General features: G+C 68.7%; 23 protein-coding genes. 17 read left to right on the forward strand and 6 right to left on the reverse strand.

The genetic code is table 11. From position 1 onward, the window contains the following. Positions 1 to 14: 14 nt before the first annotated feature. The 5 genes from ACIBTM_RS22010 to ACIBTM_RS22030 all read left to right on the forward strand — a co-directional run bounded on the left by ACIBTM_RS22010 (position 15) and on the right by ACIBTM_RS22030 (position 4241). Positions 15 to 1769, forward strand: a complete 1755-nt coding sequence (locus ACIBTM_RS22010) for a substrate-binding domain-containing protein (protein WP_395878936.1) — start codon at positions 15 to 17, stop codon at positions 1767 to 1769. A gap of 1 nt (position 1770) precedes the next feature. Further along, positions 1771 to 2283, forward strand: a complete 513-nt coding sequence (locus tag ACIBTM_RS22015) for a hypothetical protein (protein ID WP_395878937.1) — start codon at positions 1771 to 1773, stop codon at positions 2281 to 2283. A 50-nt stretch (positions 2284 to 2333) separates the two neighbouring features. Further along, the gene (locus ACIBTM_RS22020) at positions 2334 to 2699 is read left to right on the forward strand and encodes a hypothetical protein (RefSeq protein ID WP_016331763.1); all 366 of its coding nucleotides are present in this window, start codon (positions 2334 to 2336) and stop codon (positions 2697 to 2699) included. Positions 2700 to 2728: 29 nt separating this feature from the next. Further along, complete coding sequence (locus tag ACIBTM_RS22025; RefSeq protein WP_395878938.1) at positions 2729 to 3430, forward strand: Crp/Fnr family transcriptional regulator; 702 nt, start codon at positions 2729 to 2731, stop codon at positions 3428 to 3430. A gap of 121 nt (positions 3431 to 3551) precedes the next feature. Further along, the gene (locus ACIBTM_RS22030; RefSeq protein ID WP_395878939.1) at positions 3552 to 4241 is read left to right on the forward strand and encodes a hypothetical protein; all 690 of its coding nucleotides are present in this window, start codon (positions 3552 to 3554) and stop codon (positions 4239 to 4241) included. A gap of 222 nt (positions 4242 to 4463) precedes the next feature. On the opposite strand, the gene ACIBTM_RS22035 is transcribed toward ACIBTM_RS22030, so the two are convergent. The 5 genes from ACIBTM_RS22035 to ACIBTM_RS22055 form a co-directional block, all read right to left on the reverse strand. After that, positions 4464 to 5900: a DUF1996 domain-containing protein gene (locus ACIBTM_RS22035; protein WP_395879394.1), complete on the reverse strand. Its 1437-nt coding sequence runs from the start codon at positions 5898 to 5900 to the stop codon at positions 4464 to 4466. A 167-nt stretch (positions 5901 to 6067) separates the two neighbouring features. After that, entirely contained in the window at positions 6068 to 6622 is a 555-nt protein-coding gene (locus tag ACIBTM_RS22040) for a hypothetical protein (RefSeq protein ID WP_395878940.1), read from the reverse strand. A 120-nt stretch (positions 6623 to 6742) separates the two neighbouring features. Then, complete coding sequence (locus tag ACIBTM_RS22045) at positions 6743 to 8260, reverse strand: tripartite tricarboxylate transporter permease (protein ID WP_395878941.1); 1518 nt, start codon at positions 8258 to 8260, stop codon at positions 6743 to 6745. Then, positions 8260 to 8754 carry a tripartite tricarboxylate transporter TctB family protein gene (locus ACIBTM_RS22050; protein ID WP_395878942.1) on the reverse strand — a complete coding sequence of 165 codons (495 nt, stop codon included), beginning with the start codon at positions 8752 to 8754 and terminating at the stop codon, positions 8260 to 8262. Before ACIBTM_RS22050 ends, ACIBTM_RS22045 begins: the two co-directional genes overlap by 1 nt. Then, positions 8751 to 9719: a Bug family tripartite tricarboxylate transporter substrate binding protein gene (locus ACIBTM_RS22055; RefSeq protein ID WP_395879395.1), complete on the reverse strand. Its 969-nt coding sequence runs from the start codon at positions 9717 to 9719 to the stop codon at positions 8751 to 8753. Before ACIBTM_RS22055 ends, ACIBTM_RS22050 begins: the two co-directional genes overlap by 4 nt. A gap of 132 nt (positions 9720 to 9851) precedes the next feature. Here ACIBTM_RS22055 and ACIBTM_RS22060 point away from each other — a divergent pair, with 132 nt between their 5' ends. Then, positions 9852 to 11384, forward strand: a complete 1533-nt coding sequence (locus ACIBTM_RS22060; protein WP_395878943.1) for an ATP-binding protein — start codon at positions 9852 to 9854, stop codon at positions 11382 to 11384. After that, positions 11381 to 12043, forward strand: coding sequence for a response regulator (locus tag ACIBTM_RS22065; RefSeq protein ID WP_395878944.1), 663 nt, complete (start codon positions 11381 to 11383; stop codon positions 12041 to 12043). Before ACIBTM_RS22060 ends, ACIBTM_RS22065 begins: the two co-directional genes overlap by 4 nt. 24 nt (positions 12044 to 12067) lie before the next feature. On the opposite strand, the gene ACIBTM_RS22070 is transcribed toward ACIBTM_RS22065, so the two are convergent. Then, positions 12068 to 12634, reverse strand: a complete 567-nt coding sequence (locus ACIBTM_RS22070) for a TetR/AcrR family transcriptional regulator C-terminal domain-containing protein (RefSeq protein WP_395878946.1) — start codon at positions 12632 to 12634, stop codon at positions 12068 to 12070. 92 nt (positions 12635 to 12726) lie between these two features. Between ACIBTM_RS22070 and ACIBTM_RS22075 the strand changes: the two genes are divergently transcribed. From ACIBTM_RS22075 to ACIBTM_RS22120, 10 genes are all read left to right on the forward strand, one after another. Beyond that, a complete protein-coding gene (locus tag ACIBTM_RS22075) occupies positions 12727 to 14094 on the forward strand; it encodes a DHA2 family efflux MFS transporter permease subunit (RefSeq protein ID WP_395878947.1) in 1368 nt (455 codons plus the stop codon). Positions 14095 to 14186: 92 nt separating this feature from the next. After that, entirely contained in the window at positions 14187 to 15389 is a 1203-nt protein-coding gene (locus ACIBTM_RS22080; RefSeq protein WP_007034224.1) for an ROK family transcriptional regulator, read from the forward strand. A gap of 351 nt (positions 15390 to 15740) precedes the next feature. Continuing rightward, positions 15741 to 16964 (forward strand): ROK family protein, encoded by a 1224-nt coding sequence (locus tag ACIBTM_RS22085; protein ID WP_395878948.1) that lies wholly within the window; start codon positions 15741 to 15743, stop codon positions 16962 to 16964. Beyond that, a complete protein-coding gene (locus ACIBTM_RS22090; RefSeq protein WP_395878949.1) occupies positions 16961 to 18463 on the forward strand; it encodes a sugar ABC transporter ATP-binding protein in 1503 nt (500 codons plus the stop codon). Before ACIBTM_RS22085 ends, ACIBTM_RS22090 begins: the two co-directional genes overlap by 4 nt. Then, entirely contained in the window at positions 18460 to 19476 is a 1017-nt protein-coding gene (locus tag ACIBTM_RS22095; RefSeq protein WP_395878950.1) for an ABC transporter permease, read from the forward strand. Before ACIBTM_RS22090 ends, ACIBTM_RS22095 begins: the two co-directional genes overlap by 4 nt. Before the next feature lie 34 nt (positions 19477 to 19510). Then, the gene (locus tag ACIBTM_RS22100) at positions 19511 to 20563 is read left to right on the forward strand and encodes a substrate-binding domain-containing protein (protein ID WP_395878951.1); all 1053 of its coding nucleotides are present in this window, start codon (positions 19511 to 19513) and stop codon (positions 20561 to 20563) included. A gap of 43 nt (positions 20564 to 20606) precedes the next feature. Continuing rightward, positions 20607 to 21776, forward strand: a complete 1170-nt coding sequence (locus ACIBTM_RS22105) for a Gfo/Idh/MocA family protein (RefSeq protein WP_395878952.1) — start codon at positions 20607 to 20609, stop codon at positions 21774 to 21776. A 150-nt stretch (positions 21777 to 21926) separates the two neighbouring features. Further along, positions 21927 to 23084, forward strand: coding sequence for an inositol-3-phosphate synthase (locus ACIBTM_RS22110; protein ID WP_395878953.1), 1158 nt, complete (start codon positions 21927 to 21929; stop codon positions 23082 to 23084). Next, positions 23081 to 23929 (forward strand): SCO3242 family prenyltransferase, encoded by an 849-nt coding sequence (locus tag ACIBTM_RS22115; protein WP_395878954.1) that lies wholly within the window; start codon positions 23081 to 23083, stop codon positions 23927 to 23929. The genes ACIBTM_RS22110 and ACIBTM_RS22115 overlap by 4 nt, the downstream gene beginning before the upstream one ends. Further along, positions 23926 to 25341, forward strand: coding sequence for an EboA domain-containing protein (locus tag ACIBTM_RS22120; RefSeq protein WP_395878955.1), 1416 nt, complete (start codon positions 23926 to 23928; stop codon positions 25339 to 25341). The genes ACIBTM_RS22115 and ACIBTM_RS22120 overlap by 4 nt, the downstream gene beginning before the upstream one ends.

Consider the following 25341-nt stretch of genomic DNA (forward strand, 5'->3'; position numbering starts at 1 on the left):
CGAGGGGGCGGCGCATGCGGAGATCAGGCTGGCTTTCGCTCGTCTTCGGCGCGCTCGTCGGGACGGCGGTGATCGTTCTGCTCGCGACCACGGTCACCGCGCCGTCGAAGGCGTCCAGGACCGACTGCGTCCGGCTGGTCATTAGTTCCTCCACAGAGAAGGGCGACCTGATCGCCGAACTGGCCGGGCGGTACAACGACACCGGCCGGACGTTCGACGGCGGCCGGTGCGCGAAGGTCGAGGCGTACAAGAAGACCTCGGGCGCCGCGCTCGACCTCATCGCCGACGGCTGGAACGACGTCGACGAACATCGGCCCGAGCCCCAGGTCTGGCTGCCGAGTTCCTCGCTCTGGCTCGATCTGCTGCGCCAGCGGGGGAAGGGTGAGCGGATCAAGTCCGGGCCGAAGACCTCGCTCGCGACCAGCCCGATGGTGATCGCGATGCCGGAACCGATGGCCAAGGCGATGGGCTGGCCGGGAAGGGCGCTCGGCTGGAGTGACGTGCTGGACGTGAACCGGGACGGTGGCTGGGCTTCGAGGGGCGCGGCATACGCCCAGTGGGGGAACTTCACACTCGGCAAGGACAATCCGCGGCGGTCGACGTCCGGGCTCGCGGCGACCATCGCGACCTACTTCGCGGCGACCGGCGGCGACTACGGCAAGATCGGAACCGCGGAGACCGTGCAGTTCGTCCGCGGGATCGAGGCCTCTGTCGCCTACTACAGCGACGATTCGGTGGCCTTCCTCAAGACGCTGTACGAAGAGGACCGCAAGAAACCCACGCCCTACATCAGTGCGATGGCGATGCAGGAGCAGATGGTCTACCTCTACAACCGCGGTGTGCCGACCGGGGATCCGGCGCAGCTGAACGCGAACCCCGTCGCGCCGCTGCGCCCGCTCGTCGCCGTTCCGCCCAAGGAGGGGACGATGCTGATCGACCACCCCTTCCTGACCACCGCGAGCGCGTCGCCGGAGCAGCAGGCCGCGGCCACGGACTTCTACGACTTCCTGCTGGAAGCCGGCCAGCAGAACCGGTTCCGCGATCTGGGGTTCCGTGACCCCGAGGGCAGGCCAGGCCCGGACCTGGCCAGGATCGTGGGCACCCAGGGGACCCAGGAGACCCCGAAGATCGGCGTCCCCACCGGCGAGCAGATCCAGAAGATGCTGGACGGCTGGGAGTACACGCAGCGGCGCGGCCGGATCCTGCTGGTGCTGGACCTGTCCGGTTCGATGAACGAACCGTTCGACAAGAACCGCAAGGACAAGCCGTACTCCGAGAGCCGGATCGCGCTGCTGAAACCCGCGATCCGGACACAGCTCGAGTACCTGCATCCCGAAGACGAGGTCGGGCTGTGGACGTTCTCGGACGGGTATGAGGAAAAGATGGCGATCGGCAAGGTCAAGAACGTTCGCGGCCCGATGCTCCAGCTGGTCGAGAACCTGACCCCGAAAGGGGATACGGCGCTGTACCAGACGGTGATGGCGGCCAACGACAAGATGCGGCGCGAGTTCGACCCGAACCTGATCAACGCCGTCGTCTTCCTGACCGACGGCGAAAACACCGAAGCCGGGACGAGGGAGCAGGTGCTGCAGAACGTCGACGCCGAGCGGCTGGACAACTCCGTCCGGATCTTCACCATGGCCTACGGCGCACAGGCCGACAGCCGCGTCCTCGACGAGATCGCGCAGAAGTCCAAGGCCCGCAGCTATCAGGCCGTCGACCCGCACGGCATCGACAAGATGTTCGTCAACGTCTTCAGCAACTTCTGACATGGCCGAGTACGACAACCGGCCGTTCCACGTCGTCGCGGTGATGCTCGGCCTGATCGCCGGGATGATCGGCCGCGCGGTCACCTATCCGCATCCGCAGGCCTGGCTGTTCGGCGCGGTCGCCGCGCTGGCCGTGCTGGTTCCGGCCGAAACCGCGTTCTTCGTGCTGAACCGCAGGCGGCGGGGGCCACGGCCGGGGACGGGCCATGTGCCGCGATCCACCCCCTACGACCACTTCAGCCTGCTCGGCCGGGCGCTGACGGCCATCGAAACGGTGCGGCCTGGCGAGACGGAGCTTTCCGGAGCCTTCCGGCGGGCGGTGGCACGACTCGAAGAACACAAGAACCGGGACACTCCCGAAGTCGTCGAACTGCGGGTGACGGTGAAGCAGACCACCGAGAGGCTGGAACGACACGCGGGCGACGAGAACCCCGATCCGGTGATGCTCGTCGAACGGATGGGGCTGTACCGGGAAACGCTCGAAGACGCCCTCAGGGCGGTCGAACCGGGGTGAGTGTTCGGTGCCGAACAGACTACGGCCGTGCGTCATGCTGATCTGACAGCATGCCGTTGATCGGGCGCCGGGTTGTCGAGGGCGTGGAACATGTGGTCGTGCCGGTGGAGCACCGGTTCAGCCTGGAGGAGGCCGTGCTGGCGGTGATGGCCGCCAAAAGCACCGTGCGGCCTGCTCCAGGAATCAAGGTCGCTCCGCTGAAGGTGTCGGAGGTACGGTCAGCGCTGCTCTATGCGGCGAAGCACGCCGATAGGCGACACCAGATCGTGGACAGCTATTTCGTCGAGGCCGAAGACGGGCCGTTGCACCGGTTGGCCGAGTGGATCAGATCGGAACTGGTCCGGCTGGGCATCTTCACCACCCACGACGGTTCCGCCGCCGGATCGGGTGGCCGACTCGGTTACTCTCCGCGATAGGTGTTCACGACTGCCTGGGAGGGTGTTTCGTGGGTTTGGGCCAGGAGGCCGCCGAAGAGAGAGAACGTCCGTTCCTGGAGCGACTGGACGAACCGGTCCGCGCCCGGTTGCTGGAGATGGGGACCCCGCAGACCTACGAGGGCAGACAGGCGCTGATGCGGGCGGGCGAGCCCGGCGACTTCGTCATGTTGCTGCGGCACGGCTACGTGAAGGTGACCAGCGCCGACCGGATGGGCGCGACGGTCATCCTCGACGTCGGGGTGCCCGGTGATCTGCACGGCGAGATCGCGGTGATCGCGGGCGGCATCCGGATGGCCGACGTGGTCGCCATCGAGGAGGTGCACGTCCGGCGCATCGCGGCGAGCGAGTTCAACCGGTTCCTGCTGGATCATCCGGCGGCGATGCGCGAGGTGCTCGTCAGCGTCGCCCGCCGGTTCGTGCTCGCCCAGCGGCAGCGGACCCAATCGTGGAAACCGCAGGCGGTGGCGCGGGTCGCGACCCGGCTGGACTACCTGGTCGACGTCTGTGGCATCCGGACGCCCGCCGGCTGGCGGATCGGGATCCCGTTGAGCCAGGACGAACTCGCGCAGTTCATCCCGATGGGCCGGACCATGGTCGCGCAGGCGTTGGACAAGCTCCGGAAGGCGGGAGTCGTGGCCAGTTCGCGCCGTGCGATCACCGTCATCGATCGCGACGCATTGCGGGTGATCACGGAAAAAGGTGTGACTTAGCTCACTGGCGTTGACCAGCGCGAGGTCACGTTTTGTTCGGTTCCGAACAGAACTTCCGGTGAGGAGTGGGAACACTGCTTCCTGCCGCCAGTTTTCACCGATCAGGGGAGGGGTCGCAGAGATGCAGGTGCTGACCTCAGGCCGATACAACGCGCACACCCACGCCGTGCTTTCCGTCGACATCGTCGGTTCGTCCAAGGCCAGTGACGACCTGCTGGACCCGATGAAGACCGAGATGGAAACGCTGGTGTCCCGCTCGTTCAACGCGGTGGGGCTCGTTCCGGGGGAAGCGCGTCACTTCCGGGAGACCGGGGACGGGCTGATGGTCGCGTATCCGGACCACGCCGTCGGGCAGCTCTGCGAGGTCGCGTTCCACCTGGACCATCTGCTCCGGACTCGCAACCGCTACGCCAGGGTCCCGATGCGGGCGCGGGTGGCGGTCCACATGGGACCGATGGCGGACAACCATCGCTACCACCGCACGTACATCACGCTGACGCGGCTGCTGTGCGCCTCGACCTTCAACGACGCCGTCGGCTACTGGTGCCGTTCGGATCCGACGGGCGACAAGTTCGGCGCCGGGATGATCGTCTCGCAATCCGTGTGGCGCAACGTGGTCGAGCCGTTCGGGGTCGCGCTGGTCCCGCCTGCCCGCTGTGCCCGGATCAGCGTCACGACCCCGGACTTCGCCGACAGCGCGTGGATCCACTTGCCCGGCTTGGACGCGGAAGCGGTCCTCGCCGAACTGAACCCCGCCGTCGCGGTGCCGCTCGTGTTCGACCGGGTGAGCCGGTTGTCCACGACGGCCTGACCCAGACCGGGCGGTCCGGTTTCCAGGGAGGGAAAACCGTATCGCTCGCCGGTTCCCGGCCCGGTACCCCTACGCCGGGCCGGGAACCGGACCCCCGGCGCGGGGGGTGGGGGCGCGGGTCATCCCCGCCGCGCCCCCTCGCATACTCGATGTCAGGAAAGGGTCGTTCAAGACACGCTTTGATCAGCGCTGTTCGTCCTGAACGACCCTTTCCTGACCTATCTACTGGCGGCACCTCTTACCGCTGTTGATGCACTTCACCAGCTGGTTCATCAGCCGCTGCGACATGACGTTCGCGAAGTCGTCGTGATCGGAGCGCGGGTTGTGCTTCTCCTGCGCGAAAGCGTCGACCGCGTATTGCCCGGCGGCCTGGATGTCCGCCGGGATGTCGTACACCAGCGTGATCCGCAGCTGCGGCACGTTCTTGAAGCCGCGCGGGCATTTCCCGTTGCGGTCGGAGAACACGATATGCGTGCGGTGGTTGGCGCTGTCGGTGTTCTTTCCGTCCCAGCAGTTCGGGAACGAGTGGACGCGGGTGACCTTGCTGCCCCGGGGGCAGATCGGGTACAGCTCGGTGAGCCGGTCCTCGAGGCCGGTGCAGGTCCAGCTGGGGCGGGCGTTGGCCGGGCCGTTGGTGCTCTGTTTGGCGTCGCCGTAGAGCACGCGCAGGAACTTCGGCATCGCGACGACACGGCGGGCGCCGCCGCTGGTGAAGGTCAGGTCGACCTTCTCGGCGCGCTGGATCTCGCCTTCGTTGTTGCCGATTTCGTTGTTGTCGTTCGCGCCCGGCAGGTCGGCGGCCTTGCCGTCGGACTTCTTCTTCTCGGCGTCGCCCGCGGCGTTGACGTTGCTGTTGTCGCCGCCGTTGTCGAGGCCGCCCTTGCCGTTCTGCTTCACCGCGCAGCCGGCGAGCTGGTCTTCGTTCTTCGCGACCGGCTTGCCCGCCTGCCGCATGGTGTCGCCGATCTGCTTGATCGACGGCTTCCGCTTGTTCTTCAGCTCGTCGAGCACCTGGCCGGCTTGTTTTCCTTGCGCCAGCTGGTTGTTCGCGTTCTCGGACGCCCGGTCTAGTTTGTCGAGGTTCTCGTCGACCGCGGGCATGGCCTGGTCGGGCACCTCTTCGAGCTCGCTCGCGACGTCGGGGCAATCGACCTGGGCCCCCGCCTCGTCCTTGGCCGCGTCGACGCGATCGGCGGCGAGTTTCTCCTCGTTCGCCGCCTCGTTCTCTTCCTCTTCCTCGGTGTTGATCCGGACGACCGGCCAGAAGTAGGCCGACTTGTCCCCGTTCTTGCAGGTGGTGCCCGCGCGCAGCAGGCTCTTGTTGTTCGAATCCGCGTTGGTCGAAAGGTTCCCGACGTAGTCGTGCAGATGCTCGGCCCCGTTGCGGACGCCGGGCTGCGCGATGAAGTTGTCGCCGTTGAAGTGGCCGTTCTCGTTGCGGCCACAGTCCACGGTGAACGTCCCTCGTGCGCCTCGTTTCGCGAGGTCGAGGTTGACGTTGTTGCCGCGAGGGACCTTCGTGATGTCGATGAAGAACGATTTGTCCGCTCCGTCGGCCCGGGCGGCGTCGGGGGTTCCGGTCGTGTTGACCACGACGATCCCGCCGACGGCGAGGGCGAGTGCGGTGGCGCCCGTGGCGACCTTGGTGCGGCGTGCCATGCGATGGCGGCCGGCGGTTCTTTGGTTACGGGGCATGAACTTGTTCACCTCGTTCGGTGTCGTTGCGCGAAGCCCGGGGGATGCGGCGCCGGCAGCGCCGGCGTCACTGACTCCGCGTTGGCTGAAACGGCCCCGACAGGTGCCCGGTTCAAAACGCGACCTCGCCGTTATGCTTTTGTTACCTTTCGACGGCGGTGGTAAGCGAGCCCGAGAACGATGGTGATCGGCCCCCACAAGGCGAGCGGGGCGATGCAGACAGCGGCCAGGGTTTCCCAGCCTTCGTTGACGTAAGCGGTGTTTTCGGCGACGCCGAACACGGTGAGGTGGCGACCGTCACCGAGGGGGATCGAGCCGAAGAGCGCGGTGAGGATCAAGCCGCCGGTCACGGCGGGAACGACGGCCGCCATCGGCCGGACGGCTTTGCCGCCGAGGAACGGGATCCATCGGGGCACCACCTCGCCCCAGCCTCGGACCAGCCCGATGGCCAGGAGCGCGATCACTTCGGAAAGCACGCTGAGCGTGAGCACGTACGGGATGCTCAACCAATAGTCCGGCATTCCGCGATCGTGGATCTGGCCCATTTCGAAGTGGACGGCGAAGGGCAGCCGCCACAGGCACGAAGGCAGCAGGAGCCAGGGAAGCGCGTAGGCCAGGCGCATCGCCCAGCGGGGAACCGGTCGCTCGGTGTCGCTGAGGGCCGGAGGACGGTGAAGGATCTTCATGAGGCTGATCCTGTCGCCGTGGGGCGCCGGAAAGATCACTCGCGCGGACAAGTTCCCTCCTCCTGGAGAGGGAGCGGGCCCGGCCTCGGGGCAGTCGAGGCCGGGCCGGATTCCCACTGGTCAGACGTCCACCTTGTCCTTGGGCTCCGCCTCGGTGGCGGTGGGACGGGCAGGAAGGAAACGCTTGATCAACGGGAAGAACAGGATCACCAGGATGATCACGTAGACCACGATCGCGAACGGGGTGTTGACCAGCCCGGTCAGCGAGCCGTCACTGAGCTGCAGTGCGCGCCGCATCTGCTGTTCGGCGGCCGGGCCGAGGATGACACCGATGATCGCCGGCAGCACCGGCAACCCGTAGCGGCGCATCGCGAACCCGATCAGGCCGATCACGAACATCACCAGCAGATCGAAGATGTCCGCGTTGACCGCGTACGCGCCGACGCTGGCGAAGAACAGGATGCCCGCGTAGAGGTACGGCCGCGGGATGCGCAGCAGCTTCGCCCACAGCGGCGCCAGCGGCAGGTTCAGCACCAGCAGCAGCGTCAGGCCGACGAACAGCGAGGCGATCAGGCCCCACACCAGCTTCGACTCGCGTTCGAACAGCAGCGGTCCCGGCTGGATACCGTACTGCTGGAACGCCGCCAGCATCACGGCCGCGGTCGCGGTGGTCGGCAGGCCCAGCGTCAGCATCGAGACCAGCGTGCCCGCCGCCGAGGACGACGCGGCCGCTTCCGGACCCGCGACCCCTTCGATGGCGCCCTTGCCGAACTCGTCCTTGTGCTTCGACAGCCGCTTTTCGGTCAGGTACGAAAGGAACGTCGGGATCTCCGCGCCACCCGCCGGGATGGCACCGAACGGGAACCCGATCACCGGACCACGCAGCCACGGCTTCCAGGTCCGCTTCAGATCGGCGCGGGAAAGCCACGGCCTGCCGACCGGGATCGGCTTGAAGGTGTTGCGCCGCAGATGCGCGGCGACCCACAGCGACTCGCCGACGGCGAACAGCGCGACCGCCACGATCACCACGTCGATGCCGTCGGCCAGATGCAGCGACCCGAAGGTCAGGCGGGACTGGCCGGTCATCTCGTCCAGGCCGACGAGTCCGATGGTGAGACCGATCAGCAGGGACGCGACACCGCGGATCCGCGAGTTGCCGAGCACCGAGGTCACCCCGATGAACGCCAGCACCATGATCGCGAACAGATCCGGTGCGCCGATGTCCACCGCGTACTTCGCGATGATCGGCGCCAGCAGCACCAGCGCCATCGTGCCGAGGATGCCGCCGACGAAGTGCCCGATCGCGGCCGCCGCCAGCGCTTGGGCGCCCCGGCCCTTGCGAGCCATCGGGTTGCCGTCGATCGCGGCGACCACGGAGAAGCTCTCACCCGGGGTGTTCAGCAGGATCGACGTCGTCGAGCCGCCGAACATGCCGCCGTAGTAGATGCCGGCGAACATGATGAACGCCGCCGTCGGCTCCATGCCGTAGGTCACCGGCAGCAGCAGGGCCACCGCCATCGCGGGGCCGATCCCCGGCAGCACACCGATCGCGGTGCCCAGCAGCACACCGAGCGCGGCGAGCGCGAGGTGGGTCGGGGTCAGCGCGGTGCCGAACCCGTCGATGAGTTGCTGCAGCATCAGAACACCTCCATCAACGGGCCACCGGGCAGCGGGACACCGAGCAGGTTGTTGAAGATCAGGAAGGTCGCGATCGACATGCCCGCCGCGATCAGCGGGTCACGCACCAGGTTGCGGCTGCCGAGGGCGAACGCCGCGCCCCAGAACAGGATCGCACCCGAGATCGGGAACCCGACGAGGCCGATCAGCGCCGCGTTGGCGAGGAAGGCACCGCACAGCAGCAGGACCGTGCGCAGGTCGGCGGGCGCGGTGAGGTCGATGTCCTCGCCGCCCTCGGCCTCGCCCTTGCCGCCGCGCAGGACGTCGCGTGCCAGTAGCACCGCGACGATCAGCAGCAGCGAGCCGACCAGCACCGGGACCGCCTTCGGTCCCACGGGACCGCGCTGGGCGAAATCGGTGGGAATGCTCAGCGCGTCGGTCAGCACCAGCACGCCGAGCACCACGAGCACCACGCTCACTCCGAGTTCGGAGCGTCCTTTCAGCCACGTGGTCATGCCAGACCCAGCTCTTTCAGCACCGTTGCCACTCGCGTGTTCTCCTCTTTGAGAAACGAACCGAACTGCTCACCTGGCGCGAACGCGCCGGTCCATCCGTTGCGCTGCAAGGCTTCCTGCCACTGCGGCGTCTTCTGCAACCGCTCGAACAGGCTCACCAGCTTCGCGCGGTCCGACTCGGTGATGCCCGGCGGCGCGACGATGCCGCGCCAGTTCGTGAACTTCACGTCCACACCGGACTCCGTCAGCGTCGGAGCGTCGATCCCGGGGAGCCGTTTCTCGCTCGTCACCGCCAGGACCCGGAGCGTGCCCGCCGCGATCTGGTCGCGGTACTCGCCGACACCGGAGACGCCGAACGCGACCTTGCCGCCGAGTACCGAGGCGAGCAGCTCGCCGCCGCCGTCGTACTGGACGTAGTTGACCGTCTTCGGCGCGAGCCCGATCGCCTTCGCCATCAGCATCGGCGCCAGGTGGTCCGGCCCGCCGGGCGACGAACCGCCGCCGACCTGGACCGTGCCCGGGTCCTTCTTCCAGGCCTCGAGCAGCTGGCCGATGTTCTGGTACGGCGAGTCCTTGCCGACCACGACGATGTCCGACTCTTCGATCAGCTTCGCCACCGGTGTGGTGTCGAGCAGCGAAGACGGCGACTTGTTCGTGAACACGCTGCCGACGACGCCGAGCCCCATCGACATGACGAGCTTGCCGTTGCCGCGTTCGGCCACCGTGCGGCCGAGACCGACCGTGCCGCCGGCCCCGGGAAGGTTGAACACCTCCGCGTTGCCGAGCAGGTCGGCGTCCTCCATGGCCTTGGTCGCGGTCCGCGCCGTGATGTCGTAACCGCCGCCGGGCGCGTTGGGCACGAGTACCCGCAACGACCGGATCTGCGAGCCCTCGTCGGCCTCGCTGCCCGGGGTGAGCAACGGTGGCACCAGCAAAACGGCGACAAGCGCCGCCGCGATGGCCAACCAGCTACTGGGCTTCACTGTGATCCCCGCCTCTCTGCCGCGTGGTTGGACATGTTGCACTCGTGTAAACAGAGATGTCTCGCTTAGACGCCTAAGGGTTCTTTTGTTCTTTGTGGTCACGCGGAGGTGGCGATGGGTGCTCGTGGTTCACTGGCCCGCCAGCTCCTTGTGTGGCAACTGGTAGTCGTCACCTGCCTACTGTGCGCGGTGGGCGTCCTGGCTGTCACCCAGGCGGGGAACAACTTCCGCACCACCGAAGGACGCCGCGCGCTTTCGGTCGCGGAGAGTGTCGCCGCGCAGGACATCGTGGGCGACCTCGAAAACGGCCCGTTCGAACTGAACGCGCCCGCGGAGACCGCGCGGAGCCTCTCCGGGGTGGATTTCGTCGTCATCGCGGGCGCCGATCGTTACGTGCTCGCGTCGCCGTATCCGGATCAGCTCCGTACGCTGCTCGACATCGGCGACAGCACCGTCCTTTCCGGACGGTCGTGGGTCGGCGAACTCGACGGCTCGATCGTGGCGCACGTCCCGGTGCTCGACGAAAAGGGCGGCAAGGTGGTCCGCATGGTCGCGGCGGGCTCGAAGTCGCCCGGGTTCTTCGCGGGCGTGCTCGAATCGCCGGACAACGCCCTGCGGGTGCTGGGTGTCGCGCTGGTGATCGGCGTGAGCGGTTCGCTGCTGCTGGCGCGGAGGGTGAAGAACCAGACGCTCGGCCTGGAACCGCACGAGATCACCGCGCTGGTCGAGAACCGGGAGGCGCTCCTGCACGGCATCAAGGAGGGCGTCGTCGGCCTGGACCCGCAGCACCGGATCACCCTGGTGAACGATCAGGCCCGCGAACTGCTGGCGCTGCCGGCCGACGCCGTCGGCCGGTCGGTCGAGGACCTCGACCTCAACGAACGGATCCGCGACCTGCTCACCGGCCGCGCGACCGGGGCCGACCAGATCGTGCTGCGGCAAGGAAAGGTGCTCACGCTGAACCGGATGCCGATCGACGTGCGGGGAGCCGTGGTCACCCTGCGGGACCGCACCGATCTGATGACCCTGCGGGACGAACTCGACGCCAGCAGGCACGCGACCGACACGTTGCGGGCGCAGGCGCACGAATTCAGCAACCGGCTGCACACCATCTCCGGACTGCTGGAACTCGGGGAATACGAAGAGGTTCGCGGCTACGTCAGCCGGATCAGTTCGGCGCAGGGGGAGTGGCGCGCGGAGGTCGGCTCGCGCGTCGGCGACCCCGCCGTGGCGGCGTTGCTGATCGCGAAGGCGTCGCTCGCCGCGGAACGCGGGGTCGGGCTGCGCATGGCCCCGGACAGCGAACTGGACCGCGTCGAAGACGCCCTTTCCACGGATTTGGTGACAGTGCTGGGAAATCTTGTCGACAACGCCTTGGACGCGCTGGGTGGTGAGCAGGGCTGGATCGAGGTCGGGGTGTGGCAGGAGGAGGACGAAGTGCGGGTGGAGGTCCGTGACTCCGGGCCGGGAGTCGCCCCGGAGATCGCGGAAGAGGTGTTCGAGCACGGCTTCACCACGAAGGCCGCCGCGCACGGCCAGCGTGGCCTCGGGCTCGCGCTGATCCGGCAGGCGTGTGTACGGCGAGGCGGTTCGGTCGAGGTGCACAACTCCGGCGGCGCGGTGTTCACGGCGAGGCTGCCGCGATGATCAAGGTGCTCGTCGTCGACGACGATTTCATGGTCGCGAAAGTCCACAGTGGATACGTCACGCGCACGGAGGGGTTCGCCGTGGTCGGGGTCGCGCACACCGGCGCCGACGCGATCCGCCTGGCGCGGGAACTGAAACCGGATCTGGTGCTGCTGGACGTCTACCTTCCCGATCTCGACGGCCTTTCGGTGCTGCGGGAGCTGCGCGCGACCGAGGACGTCGACGTCATCCTGATCACCGCCGCGACCGACGTGGAAACCGTGCGGCAGGCGATGCGGGGCGGGGTGCTGCACTATCTGATCAAGCCGTTCGAGTACGCGTCGCTGCGCGATCAGCTCACTCATTTCGCGTCGTTGCACCGGCGGCTGGACCGCCTCGCCGAGGCCGGGCAGGCCGACGTCGACCAGGTCTTCGGCGCTCGTCCGAGTGCGAAACCCGTGCTGCCCAAGGGGCTCACCGCCGAGACCGCGCGGCTGGTGGAGACCGCGCTCCGGGGCGCGCCCGGCGGGATATCGGCGAGCGAATGCGCCGAGGCGACCGGGGTCGCGCGGGTGAGCGCGCGCCGGTACCTGGAGCATTTCGTGGCGACGGGAAAGGCCGAGGTGACGCTCAAGTACGGCGGGACGGGACGGCCCGAACGCCGCTACCTCTGGTCCTGACCGCATTCAGTCCTCTGAATGCGGCTAGGCGACGTCCTGGTCCGGCGGATTCGCGACCTCGACCTCGGCGCGGAGCCCGGCGATCAGGCACGCGAGACCGTACTCGAACGACGCGGCCGGATCCTCTTCGTGGTCGCCCTCGATGTGCTGCTGTTCGTCGATCGCGCAGCCGAGGGTGTACCGGCTGATCGCGAGGATCGCGTGTGTCGCGTCCTCTTCGGTGAAACCGGCCCGCAGCAACGGTTTGATCAGTGGCGTCATCGCCGACCCCTCGGTCGGGCGGGAGCCCGCGTGCAGGCGGGCGCCGTCCCGGTAGGACAGCAGCGTGCTGCGGATGGTGCGGGCGCGCCGGGCCAGCCACTCGGCCCAGTCGTCCGTCGCCGGGGGATCGTCGAGCGGGGCGAGCCGGTCGTCCAGCATGGTTTCGGCCATTTGGTCGAGCAACGCCTGCTTGCTCTTGAAGTGCGTGTAGAGCGCGGGACCGCGCACGCCGAGCTTCTCTCCGAGCTTACGCAGGCTCAATCCGTCCAGCCCGACCTCGTCGAGGAGCTCCAGCGCGGCTCGAACGTAGCCATCCCGTCTCACGACCATGCGCACACCTTCGCCGGTCCGTATCGGACTTGACAACTCGGCAGGATCTTATCACTGTTAAGATCTTAACATCGATAAGATCGGCAGGTAGGATGATCGGAAGTCCCGACGAGGAGCGTTCGACCTCGGCGTTGTGGGGAATGGCTTCGATCCTGACCCTCGGCGGATTCCTGTCGATGTTCACGTCGACCGTCGTCACCGTCGCGCTCGGCACGATCGCGGCCGGATTCCGTGCACCGCTCGGTACCGCCCAGTGGACAGCGACCGGCTACCTGCTCGCGCTCGCCGCGATGGTGCCGGTGAGCGGCTGGGCGAGCCGTCGCTTCGGGACGACACGGCTGTGGCTGGTGTGCGTCGGTCTGTTCGCGATCTTCTCCGCGCTCTGCGCGACGGCCACGTCGGTCGAGGCGCTGATCGCTTTCCGTGTCCTGCAAGGCGCCGCGGGCGGTCTGCTGGTCCCGGCGGGACAGATCCTGTTCGCGACGACGGTGGGGCCGAAGCGGCTCGGCCGGATGATGGCCGTGCTGAGCATCCCGATCTACCTCGCTCCCGTACTCGGCACCCTGGCGGGCAGCGTGCTCGCCGAGCGGTTCGGCGTGCCGTGGCTGTTCCTGGTGAACGTGCCGCTCGCGCTGCTCTGCCTGCTGCTGGGCGGGAAACGGTTGCCGAGGGAAGGCCCCGTCGACACCCGCCCGCTGGATTGGCGCGGCTTGGTGCTCACCGTGACCGGGTTGCCGTTGCTCGTGTACGGCTTCGCCGAAGCCGCCCCGATCGCGGCCGCTGCCGGCGCGATCCTGCTCGCCGTCTTCGCGCTCACTGCGCTGAGGTCGCCGGCACCGCTGCTCGACCTGCGGCTGTTCCGGGACCGGACGTTCTCCTCGGCCGCCGCCGTGATCTTCGGGATGGGGATCGCGCTGTTCGGCGCGATGATCGTCCTGCCGCTGTACTACCTCGAAGTGCGGCACGAAAGCCTCGTCGCCACCGGGTTCCTGACCGCGCCGCTGGCCCTCGGCACGGTGCTGGCGCTTCCGCTCGCGGGCAGGCTGACCGACCGGATCGGCGGCGCGCGGGTGATCTTCGCCGGGCTGATCGTCACGATCATCGGGACGGTGCCGCTCGCGCTGCTCACCGGATCCGACAGCTACTGGTGGCTTTCGGCCGTCCAGGTGGTGCGCGGCTGCGGCATCGGGCTGACCACGACCCCGGCGCTCGCCACCGGGCTGATGTCGGTGCCCAAAGAGCGAATTTCCCACGCGATGCCGCTCTTCGCGATGCTGCAACGGATCGGTGGATCCTTCGGGACGTCGACCCTCACCGCGGTCGTCTCCGCGCGTTTCGCCGCCGCTCCGGGGGCCGCGGCGGCCGTCGCGGGCACGCATTGGTGGATCGCCGGGATCACCGCGATCGTGCTCGTCCCGTCGTGGCTGCTCGTCCGAGCCGAATCGTCCACAAAGGACTGACGAGCCCCGGTGGGTTTGTTCCCGTCCGGGGGCCGGGAACGTTTCGAGTGGCATTCGGGACAGTCGGTGGACAACGCCGTAGGCTCAGGTGAATGAGCACGGCATCCACCTCGGAGCATCCGATGGTCGAAACCCGGCACCAGACCCAGTTGCTCACCCTGTTGCGGGATGAGGGACCGATGTCCCGGGTCGAACTGGGGGAGCGGCTGGAGCTGCCGCGTGCCCGGGTGGGGGCCGAGGTCGCGCGGCTGGCCGAAGTCGGCCTCGTCGAGACCGCGGGTCCTTCGGCGAGCCGAGGTGGCAGGCGGTCCACGCTGGTGCGGCTGGCCGGAGACCTGCGGGTGCTGTCGGTCGACGTCGGCGCGACGTCGGTCGGGGTCGCCCTCACCGACGCTTCGTGCGAGGTGCTGGTGCACACCGTCGAGGACTGCGACGTCCGGCAAGGTCCGCACGCCGTACTCAAGCGTGTCGTCGCGCTTGCGGAGAAGATTCGCGAAGAGGCGCCGGGCAAGCTGATCGCCGCCGGGATCGGCCTCCCGGGGCCGGTGAGTTTCGCCGAGGGCATGGCGGTCGCGCCGCCGATAATGCCCGGCTGGGACCGGTTCTCCGTGCGCGACCATCTCGGCGGCCTGCTGCGCTGCCCGGTGACGGTCGACAACGACGTGAACTCGATGGCACTCGGGGAACGCCACGCCGGGGTCGCCCGCTCCATCGACGACCTGGTGTTCGTCAAGATCGGTACCGGTATCGGCTGCGGGATCGTGCTGGGCGGCAAGGTGTACCGCGGCGTCGCCGGCACCGCGGGCGACATCGGGCACATCCGCCTCGACGACTACGGGCCGACCTGTGCCTGTGGCGAGACGGGCTGCCTCGAGGCGTACTTCGGCGGCGCCGCGCTCGCCCGCGACGGCTTGACGCTCGCGCGCAGCGGCCGGTCGACGTACCTCGCCGACGTCGTCGCGGCCCGCGGCGCGATCACCGCGCAGGACGTCGGCCGCGCGGCGGCGTCGGGCGATTTCGGCGCGGTCAACCTGATCCGCGACGGCGGGCGGCGGCTCGGGCAGGTGGTCGCCTCGCTGGTGAGTTTCGTGAACCCCGGCATGGTCGTGATCGGCGGTGGCGTGGCGCAGCTCGGGCATCAGCTGCTCGCCGAGATCCGCAGCTCGGTCTACCGGCGGTCGCTGCCGCTCGCGACCGGGAACCTGCCGATCGTGCTGTCCGAGCTGGGGGACACCGCCGGGGTCATCGGGGCCGCTTGGTCGGCTACGGACCGGGCCTTCACGCTGAGCAGCTGACTCACTCTCCGCGCACGCTATGAACGGGCCGTTCCTTGCAAATTTCGCAAGGAACGGTCCGTTCATAGCGCTCGTCGGAGGGGTGCCGAGGGAGCGCTGAGTGAGCACCCGGCGGCACGTTGGGCACTCACCTGATTCCGATTAGTAACGTCAAGATCGTACAGACTTTCGCTCAAAAAGTACGAAAGTCTGCGCCGATTGAGACGGCTAATCGGGTGACGGCGGGCTTTAGTCGACATTTCTGTCCTGTTGTCACCTTGACGGGTGACAGGCGCCACCCTACTTTCGCTGGCTAAGTAACAAAGTTTGTTACGGCCGATTCGTAAGTGAGGCGTCGTCTGATGAGGCAGTGTGGCCGCGACTGAACCCGGGCAGCTCGACCCGGTCAGCCCACGCACGGCGAACCTCGCCGCGCTCCTGCGGGCGTTGCGCGAGGGGCCGCTCTCGCGGACCCAGCTCGCGGCGCGCTGCGGGCTCACCAAGGCGGCCGTCTCCGGGTTGATCACCGAGCTCTCCGAACGCGGCCTCGTCCGCTCCGCCGGACTCCAAGGCGGCGGCAACGGCAGGCCCAGCCAGCTGGTCGAGCTGAACGGCGCCAGCGCGTGCGGGCTCGCGCTCAGCGTCGAGGCCGATCGCTTCGCCGCCGTCGTCACGAACCTCGACGGCCGCGTGGTCGCCGAACGCGCCGAGACCGCCGACGTCGCGGCGCTCGGGCTCCACCGGAGCATGGACGAACTCGCCTTCCTCGCCCGGACCGTGCTGCTCGACGACCAGCCCGTCGGGGTCACCGTCTCGGTGCCCGGCCTGGTCGATTCGGCCGCCGCCGTCCTCCGGTTCGCGCCGACCCTGCGCTGGCGCGACGCCGAGATCGCCGACCTCCTCGCCGCCCGGCTCGGCCTGCCGGTCGGGGCCATCACGGTCGACAACGAGGCCAACCTCGGCGCGGTCGGCGAGTCGGTCGCCGGAGCAGGCCGCGGCGTGCGGGAGCTCTTCTACCTCAGTGGCGGGACGGGCGTCGGCGGCGGACTCGTGTCCGGCGGCGCGATCCTGCGCGGCGCCAGGGGTTTCGCGGGCGAAGTCGGGCACATCACCGTCGACCCGTCGGGCGAGCAGTGCCCCTGCGGCCGGGTCGGCTGCCTGGAGACCAAGGCCGGGCTCAACGCCGTCCTGCGCGGTGCCGCCTCGCCCGGTGACCCGCTGCACGATCCCGCGCTCGGCGTCGACGGCCGGGTCGGGCTGCTCAAGCACCGCGTGCAGCGCGGTGACCAGCGCGCGGTCGCGGCGGTCTCCGAACTCGGGGTCGCGCTCGGCATCGCGGTGTCCACCGTGGTCGACGTGCTCGACCCGGACGTCGTCGTACTCGGCGGCTATTTCGCCGAACTGGGCGAATGGCTGGTCGAGCCGGTGCGCCGCGAACTGTCCGCGCGTCCGCTCGGGCACGAGCCCGCCTGCCGCGTCGAGCCGTCGCCGCTGGGCACCACCGCCCCGCTGCGCGGCGCCGCACATCTCGCCACCGAACGGCTTTTCGCCGATCCGACGCTAGTTCCCAACTCGGCCGAGGAGGCTCCGGCATGACCCTGCTATCCGTCCGGGGGATCGTGAAGACGTTCCCGGGGGTGCGTGCGCTGGACGGGGTCGACTTCGACGTCGAACCCGGCGAGGTGCACTGCCTGCTCGGCCAGAACGGCGCGGGCAAATCCACGCTGATCAAGACGCTCGCCGGAGCCCACCGTCCCGACGGTGGCGAGATCTTCTGGCAGGGCGAGCCGGTCACGCTGCCCTCGCCGGTCGCCGCGCTGAAGATCGGCATCGCGACCATGTACCAGGAACTCGACCTCGTGCCCGGGCTTTCCGTGGCGGACAACATCTTCCTCGGCCGCGAGCGGGCGACGTTCGGGTTCACGCGGATCAGCGAGTCCCGGAACAAGGCCGCCAAGCTGATGGCGCGGCTCGGGCATCCCGAGATCGCGCCGTCGACCGAGGTCGGCAAGTTGTCCGCCGCGGGTCAGCAGCTGGTCTCGATGGCGCGGGCGCTCGCCTACGACGCGAAGCTGCTCGTGATGGACGAACCCACCGCGGCTCTGGCGGGCGAAGAGGTCGACAACCTGTTCCGCATCGTCGGCGAGCTGACCGCCGAAGGTGTCGCGATCGTCTACATCTCCCACCGGCTCGAAGAACTGCGCCGGATCGGCCACCGCGTCACCGTGCTCAAGGACGGCAAGACCGTGTCCACCGGACTCGACGCCAAGGAGACGCCGACCGCCGACCTCGTCGCGCTGATGGCGGGCCGCAAGGTCGAGACCGTGTTCGGCCCGCGCCACCAGGAACACGTCGACCCGGACAACGAGGTCCTCAAGGTGGAGAACCTGACCACCGTCGGCGAGTTCGAGAACGTGAACTTCACCGTGCACGCCGGCGAGGTCGTCGGGATCGCGGGTCTCGTCGGCTCGGGCCGCAGCGAACTGCTGGAGACGATCTTCGGCGCGCGCAAACAGGACACGGGTTCGGTGTCGGTCGACGGCGAGCCGGTCCGGCCGGGCAGCGTGTCCGCGGCGGTCAAGGCCGGGATCGGCCTGGCGCCGGAGGAACGCAAGAGCCAGGGGCTGCTGCTGGACCTGCCGGTCGTGCAGAACGTGACCCTGGCGAGTTTGAGCAAGTACGCGACGTTCGGGTTCACCGAGCGGGGCAGGGAGCTCGACGACGCCGGGGAAAGCCTGCGGCGCCTCGATCTCCGGCCCGCCGACCCGCACCGGATCATCCGCACGCTGTCCGGCGGCAACCAGCAGAAGGCGGTGCTGGCGCGCTGGCTGGTCCGCGGCTGCCGGGTCCTGCTGCTGGACGAGCCGACGCGAGGGGTCGACGTCGGCGCGCGGGCGGAGCTGTACCGGCTGATCGAGGAACTGGCCGCGACCGGCGTCGCGATCGTGCTCGTCAGCAGCGAGATCCCCGAAGTGCTCGGCCTGTCCGACCGGGTGCTGGTGCTGCGTGAAGGACGTGTCCTGGCTGAAAAGCCGTCCGCGGAGCTGACAGAGGCGGAAGTGCTCGACGTGATTCTCGAAGGGAGTGCGGCGTGACCGACCAAGCCGAATCGGTGCGTACGGAGAGCGCCGCGGAACCCTTACCTCGCAAGAAAACAGGCTTCAAGTTCACCGCCGATCCCCGGCTGCTCGGGCTGACCGGGGTGCTGGTGATCCTGTGCGTCGTCGGCCAGGTCACCCGGCCCGACCAGTTCTTCACCGATGGCAACATCTCCACGATCCTGCGGCTCGCCGCGGCCATCGGGGTGGTCAGCGTCGGGATGACGTTCGTGATCATCGCGGGCGGCATCGACCTCTCGGTCGGGTCGATCGTGGCGTTGTCCAGTGTCTGGCTGACCACCCTGGCCACCCAGTCCTACGGCCCGTTCGTGATGATCCTCTGTGGACTCCTGGTCGGCCTCGGCTGCGGGCTGATCAACGGGATCCTGGTCTCCTACGGGAAGATCGTGCCGTTCATCGCGACACTGGCGATGTACGTCTCGGCCCGCGGTCTCGCGGAACGTATCAGCGGCCGCCGCACGCAGGTGGTGTCGGAGGCAGGCTTCCTGGACTTCTTCCGCGGTGACCTGCTCGGCATCCCGGTGCTGATCTGGATGTTCGCGCTGGTGTTCGCGGTCGGCTGGGTGGTGCTGAACCGCACCACGTTCGGCCGGCGCACCTTCGCCGTCGGCGGCAACGCCGAGGCGTCGCGGCTGGCGGGCATCAACGTCAAACGGCACACCGCACTCGTCTACGGAGTCGCCGGTCTGTGCTGCGGTATCGCGGCGCTGATGGTCGTCGCCCGCACCACCGCGGGCGCCTCGACCAACGGCATGCTCTACGAACTCGACGCCATCGCGGCGGTCGTCATCGGCGGCACCCTGCTCACCGGTGGCCGCGGCTCGCTCATCGGCACCCTGATCGGCGTGCTGATCTTCACCGTGCTGTCCAACATCTTCACGCTCAACAACCTGGACACCGACATCCAGAACATCGCCAAGGGCGTGATCATCGTGCTGGCCGCGCTGCTGCAGTTCCGCTCCGTAAAGAAAACCAAGACGAGTACTTAGTGGTCACCCCCGTCACCGTGGATGGAGAGTCGTCATGACCGAACAATCCCTGCATCGCCGCCGTTTCCTGCTGGGAGGCGCGGCCGTCGGAGCGGGTGCGCTGCTGACCGCGTGCACCTCGAACGAGGCACCGGCGCAGAACAACGCGGCCAACGTGGCCAACGCCGGAGCGAACTCGCAGCCCGGAAGTCCAGTGACAATTGGGTTTTCAGCTCCCGCCGCGGACCACGGCTGGATGGCGGCCATCACCAAGAACGCCCGCGCGCAGGCGCAGAAGTTCAGTGAGGTCACGCTCAACGCGACCGAGGGCACCAACGACGTCAACCAGCAGATCTCCCAGGTGGAGACCTTGATCAACGCCAAGGTCAACGTGCTGGTGATCCTGCCGTTCGACGGCAAGGCACTGACCGCGGTCGGCCAGCAGGCGATGGACGCCGGTATCCAGGTGATCAACCTGGACCGGGTCTTCGACACCCCGCTCGCGTACCGCACCTGGATCGGCGGCGACAACTACCGCATGGGTGTCAATGCCGGCAACTACATCGCCCAGCAGATGAAGGCGAAGAACATCGCCAGTCCGGTGATCGGCGAGGTCGCGGGTATCGACTCGCTGCCGCTGACCCAGGAACGCAGCAAGGGCTTCAAGGACGCCTTGACCCGTCAGGGTTTCACGGTCGGACCGCGCGTCTCGGCGCAGTTCACCCCGGAGTCGGGCGAGCAGCAGACCTCGAACCTGCTGCAGTCGGCGTCCAAATTGGACGCTCTGTGGAACCACGACGACGACCAGGGGGTCGGCGTCATCGCGGCGATCAACAACGCCAACCGCAAGAACTTCCTGATGGTCGGCGGCGCGGGATCGAAGAACGCGATGAACCTGATCAAGTCCGACGCCGAACCGCTGAAGGCGACGGTGCTCTACAGCCCGTCGATGGCGTCCTCGGCGATCTCGCTCGCGCGCCTGCTCGGCCAGGGCAAGGGCGCCGGCGACTTCGCCGAGCACGAGATCCCCGCCGAGATCACCACGTACTCCGCGGTGGTCACCAAGGAGAACGTCGACAAGTACATGGACGTCGGCTTCGACTCGTAGACCCGCGTACCCGACACACGCAAGCGGAGACATAGGAGGGGTATTGAGCACGGCAACGGAAACGATCGGGATCGGCATGGTGGGCCACGCGTTCATGGGTGCGGTGCATTCGCACGCCTGGCGCAGCGTGCACCGGTTCTTCACGCCACCGCTGATCCCGCGACTCGCCGTGCTCGGCGGCCGTGACGAGGTGCGGGCGAAGGCCGCGGCGGAACGGTTCGGCTGGGAAGACGTCGAGACCGACTGGCGCGTGCTGATCGCCCGTGACGACGTCGACCTGGTCGACATCTGCACGCCGGGCGACAGCCACGCCGAGATCGCGATCGCCGCGCTCGAAGCGGGCAAGCACGTGCTGTGCGAGAAGCCGCTGGCCAACACCCTCGCCGAGGCCGAAGCGATGGCACAGGCGGCGGCGAAGGCACGGGCCAACGGCGTCCGGTCCATGGTGGCGTTCAACTATCGCCGGGTGCCCGCGCTCGCGCACGCCAGGAAACTGGTCGCGAGCGGGGCGCTCGGCGAGATCCGCCACGTGCGGTCGGTCTACCTGCAGGACTGGCTGTCCGACGCCCAGGCGCCGATGACCTGGCGGCTGCACAAGGACAAGGCGGGCTCCGGCGCGCTGGGCGACCTCGGCGCGCATATCGTCGACGCCGCCCAGTTCGTCACCGGCGACACGATCACCGGGGTTTCCGCGCTGACCGACACCTTCGTCAAGGAGCGGCCGGACGGCGACGGCGGCACCGGGCGGGTGACGGTCGACGACACCGCGCTGTTCCTCGGCAGGTTCAGCGGCGGGGCGGTGGCGAGTTTCGAGGCGACCCGGTTCGCGCTGGGCCGCAAGAACGCGATGCGGCTGGAGATCAACGGATCGAAGGCGAGCCTCGCGTTCGACTTCGAGTCGATGAACGAACTGTCCTTCTTCGACGGTGGCCAGCCCGCCACCGAGGCCGGGTTCCGCCGGATCCTGGTCACCGAACCCGAGCACCCGTATGTCGGGGTGTGGTGGCCGCCGGGCCACCTCCTCGGCTACGAGCACACCTTCACCAACGAGGTCGCCGATCTGCTCACCGCGATCGGCGAAGGCAAGGATCCCGAACCGTCCTTCGAGGACGGGTTGAGGGTTCAGCAGGTCTTGGACGCGGTCGAGCGCAGCGCGTCCGACGAGGCGCGATGGACCACTGTGCCCGGTGTCACCGCGAAGGGAAGTAGCTGAGGACTTGGAGAAGATCGAGGACGAGGCGGAGTGGTAACGGCTGTGGAGATCCAGCCGAAAGTCGCATGACGGCTATCACTGCGACTTGGTTCGATCCGAAACATCCGACCATCGGAGGTCGGGGTTCTCGGGTTCTTGAAAGGTGGAGAAATGCCTGCTCACGAGCGTACGGGCATCTGGTTGACCGGGGCGAGGGGGTCTGTCGCCACTACCGCCGCGGTAGGGCTCCTCGCGCTGCGCGCGGGGGTGGCCGGCGGTGGCGGCTGTGTCACCGAGCTGCCCGCGTTCGCCGGGGTTCCGTTGCCGGGCTGGGACGATCTGGTCCTCGGCGGGCACGACATCGTGCACACCCCGCTGGAGAAGCGCGCCGAACAGCTGGCGCACGCCGGGGTCTTCGGGCACTCGGTGTTCTCCGCGGTCCGGTCCGGTCTGGCCGAAGTGGACGCCGAGATCCGCGACGGCTACCACCCGGCGACGCATACCGGTGCCCAGGCCGACGCGGCCGCCCGGCTCACGGCGGACATCCGAGCTTTCGCCGACCGGCACGACCTCGCCAGGGTCGTGGTGGTCAACGTGTCCTCCACCGAGGCCCCGTGCCCCCACCTGCCCGAACACGACGACCTCGACGCTCTCGAAGCGGCGCTCGCCGACCCCGCGCGGGCGGTGCTCCCGTCGAGTTCCCTGTCGGCCTACGCGGCCTTGAAGGCGGGAAGCCCGTACGTCGAGTTCACGCCGTCCGCCGGAATCACCTTGCTCGCGCTGCGGAAGCTCGCCGAGCGGGAAGGCCTGCCGTACGCGGGTTGCGACGGCAAGACCGGTGAGACGCTGCTGCGCACCGTCCTCGCGCCGATGTTCAGCGCGCGGGCGCTGAAGGTCCGCTCCTGGGCGGGCACCAACCTGCTGGGCGGCGGCGACGGCGAGACCCTCGCCGACCCGGTGACCGCGAACAGCAAGCTGGAATCCAAGGCGCGCGGGCTCGCGGCGCTGCTCGGCGAGGATGTCACCGCGCCGCTGCACATCGACAACGTGCCCGACCTCGGCGAGATCAAGACCGCGTGGGACCACGTGTCGTTCGAGGGTTTCCTCGGCGCGCGCATGAGCCTGCAGTTCACCTGGACCGGTTACGACTCCGCGCTCGCGGCGCCGCTGATCCTGGACCTCGCGAGGTTGGTGACTGCGGCGCACGCCGGCGGCCAGAGCGGCGCGCTGACCGAACTCGGGTTCTTCTTCAAGGATCCGCTGGGCAGCGACGAACACCGCTTCGCCGAGCAGACCGCCCGCCTGGTCGCCTGGGCGGCCGACCTGTGAAGGCTTACGTGGAACTCGTCCGGGCGCCCGCGGCGCTGACGGTGCTCGGCGACACGGTCGCCGGATCCGCCGCGGCCGGGCTCAAGATGACCGGGCGACGGCTGCTGCTGCCGCTGTCCTCGGTCGCCTTCTACTGGGCCGGGATGGCCCTCAACGACTGGGCGGACCGGAAGCTCGACGCCGTGGAGCGTCCCGAGCGGCCGATCCCGTCCGGGCGGGTGAGTGCCGGCGCGGCGCTCACCACCGGGGCCGCGCTGACCGCTGCCGGACTTGGCCTGGCAGCGCTCGGTGGCGGCCGCCGGGCGATACGCGTCGCGGTCCCGCTCGCGGCGTCGGTGTGGGCTTACGACACCGTGCTCAAGCCGACCCCGGCCGGACCGGTGGCGATGGCGGCGTGCCGCACGCTCGACGTCCTGCTGGGCGCCGGTGACTCACCGAAGAAGGCGGCCACCGCCGCGGCGGCTGTCGGCGTCCACACACTCGGCGTCACAGTGCTCTCCACCGGGGAGGTCCACGGCGCGAACCCGGCGACCGCCCGCGCCGCACTGGCCACCAGCTGCGCGGCGACAACGTTGGCATTGACCGGACCGGCACGTGGGGGCTGGCACCGCGCCGCCTCGATGGCCGCCGGTTCGGGTTACGCGGGTCTCGTCGGCAGGGCGCAGGCGGACGCCGTCCGTGACCCGTCGGCGAAGTCCGTGCGGTCGGCGACCAAGAACGGCATCCACGGCATGGTCCCGCTGCAGGCGGCGGTCACGGCGAAGGGCTCCGTACTGGGGGCGGCGCTGGTCGCGGCCGCGCTGCCGATCGCCCGCAGGCTTTCGAGGAAGGTGAGCCCCACATGACGTTCTCCTTGGGATACGGCACCAACGGCTTCTCCAACCACCGCCTCGACGACGCGCTCGCGGTGATCGCCGACCTCGGGTACACCGGGGTGGCGCTGACGCTGGACCACGACCACCTCGACCCGTTCGCCGACGATCTGGCCCGGCAGGTCGACCACGTGGCCTCCCGGCTTTCGGCGCTCGGCCTGAACCGGGTCGTCATCGAGACGGGCGCCCGGTACCTGCTCGACCCGTGGCGCAAGCACTCGCCGACGCTGCTTTCGGACGACCCCGCGTTGCGGATCGATTTCCTGGCGCGGGCCTTGCGGATCGCCGGGGACCTCGGAGCGGATTGCGTGTCGTTCTGGTCCGGCGTGTCCACAGTGGACAACGACCTGGCCTGGTCCCGGTTGCGTGAAGGGGTCGCGGCGGTACTGGAGCACGCCGCGCGGCTGAACGTGCGGCTGGCGATGGAACCCGAGCCCGGCCACCTCGTGCAGCATCTGGGCCAGGTCCTGGACCTGCGCAAGGAACTCGGTGAACCGGAGCTGTTCGGGGTCACGCTCGACGTCGGGCACTGTGTCGCGGTCGAGCCGGTGAACGCGGCCGAATGCGTCCGCCTCGCCGGTCCGCTGTTGTGGAACGTGCAGCTGGACGACATGCTGCCGAGGGTCCACGAGCATCTGGAGTTCGGCGACGGGCATCTGGATCTGCCGGGGACGCTCGCCGCGCTGGCGGAGATCGGCTACACCGGGCTGGCCGCGGTCGAACTGCCCCGGCACAGCCACGCCGCGCCGGACACCGCGCGACGGGCCTTCGAGGCGCTCACCGCGGCGATGCCGCAGACGTGGCAGGCCAAGGCGGAACGCCGGATCCGGGAGAAGCCGTCGGTGATCGGCGCGATCTTCCCGGCCGTCGGCCGCGAAGTCGGTCGTGAAGCGCTGCACCCGGACACCGATCCGCGGGGGCTGGTCCACGGCACGGTCGACGACCGGGCGCGGGTCCGGCTCGTGTCGGTCCTGGCCGACGTCCTCGACGACGCCGCACTGGCCGCGGAACTGCGCGATCTCTACCGCTACGGCGACGACGCCGAGCGGCGCGGGGTCCTGCGGGCGCTCTCCACGCTGGAGTCGCCGGGCGCCGAAGTCACCGACGCCGGGATCAAACTGGTCGAAGACGCCTTGCGTGCCAATGACATCAGGCTGGTCGCCGCCGCCATGGGTGCCTTCGCCCGGTTCCTGGACGACCACACGTGGCGCCACGGCGTCCTCAAATGCGTCTTCGTCGGTGTGCCGCTGGCCGCCGTCGCGGACCTCACTTCCCGCGCGGACGACGAGCTTCGAAGAATGCTCGCCGATTTCGCCGACGAACGCAGGGCGGCCGGACGTGACGTACCCGCCGACGCCCTCTCATTGCTCAAGGAAGGCCGCTGA

It is taken from the genome of Amycolatopsis sp. NPDC049868, assembly GCF_044461365.1.
Lineage (GTDB): Bacteria > Actinomycetota > Actinomycetes > Mycobacteriales > Pseudonocardiaceae > Amycolatopsis.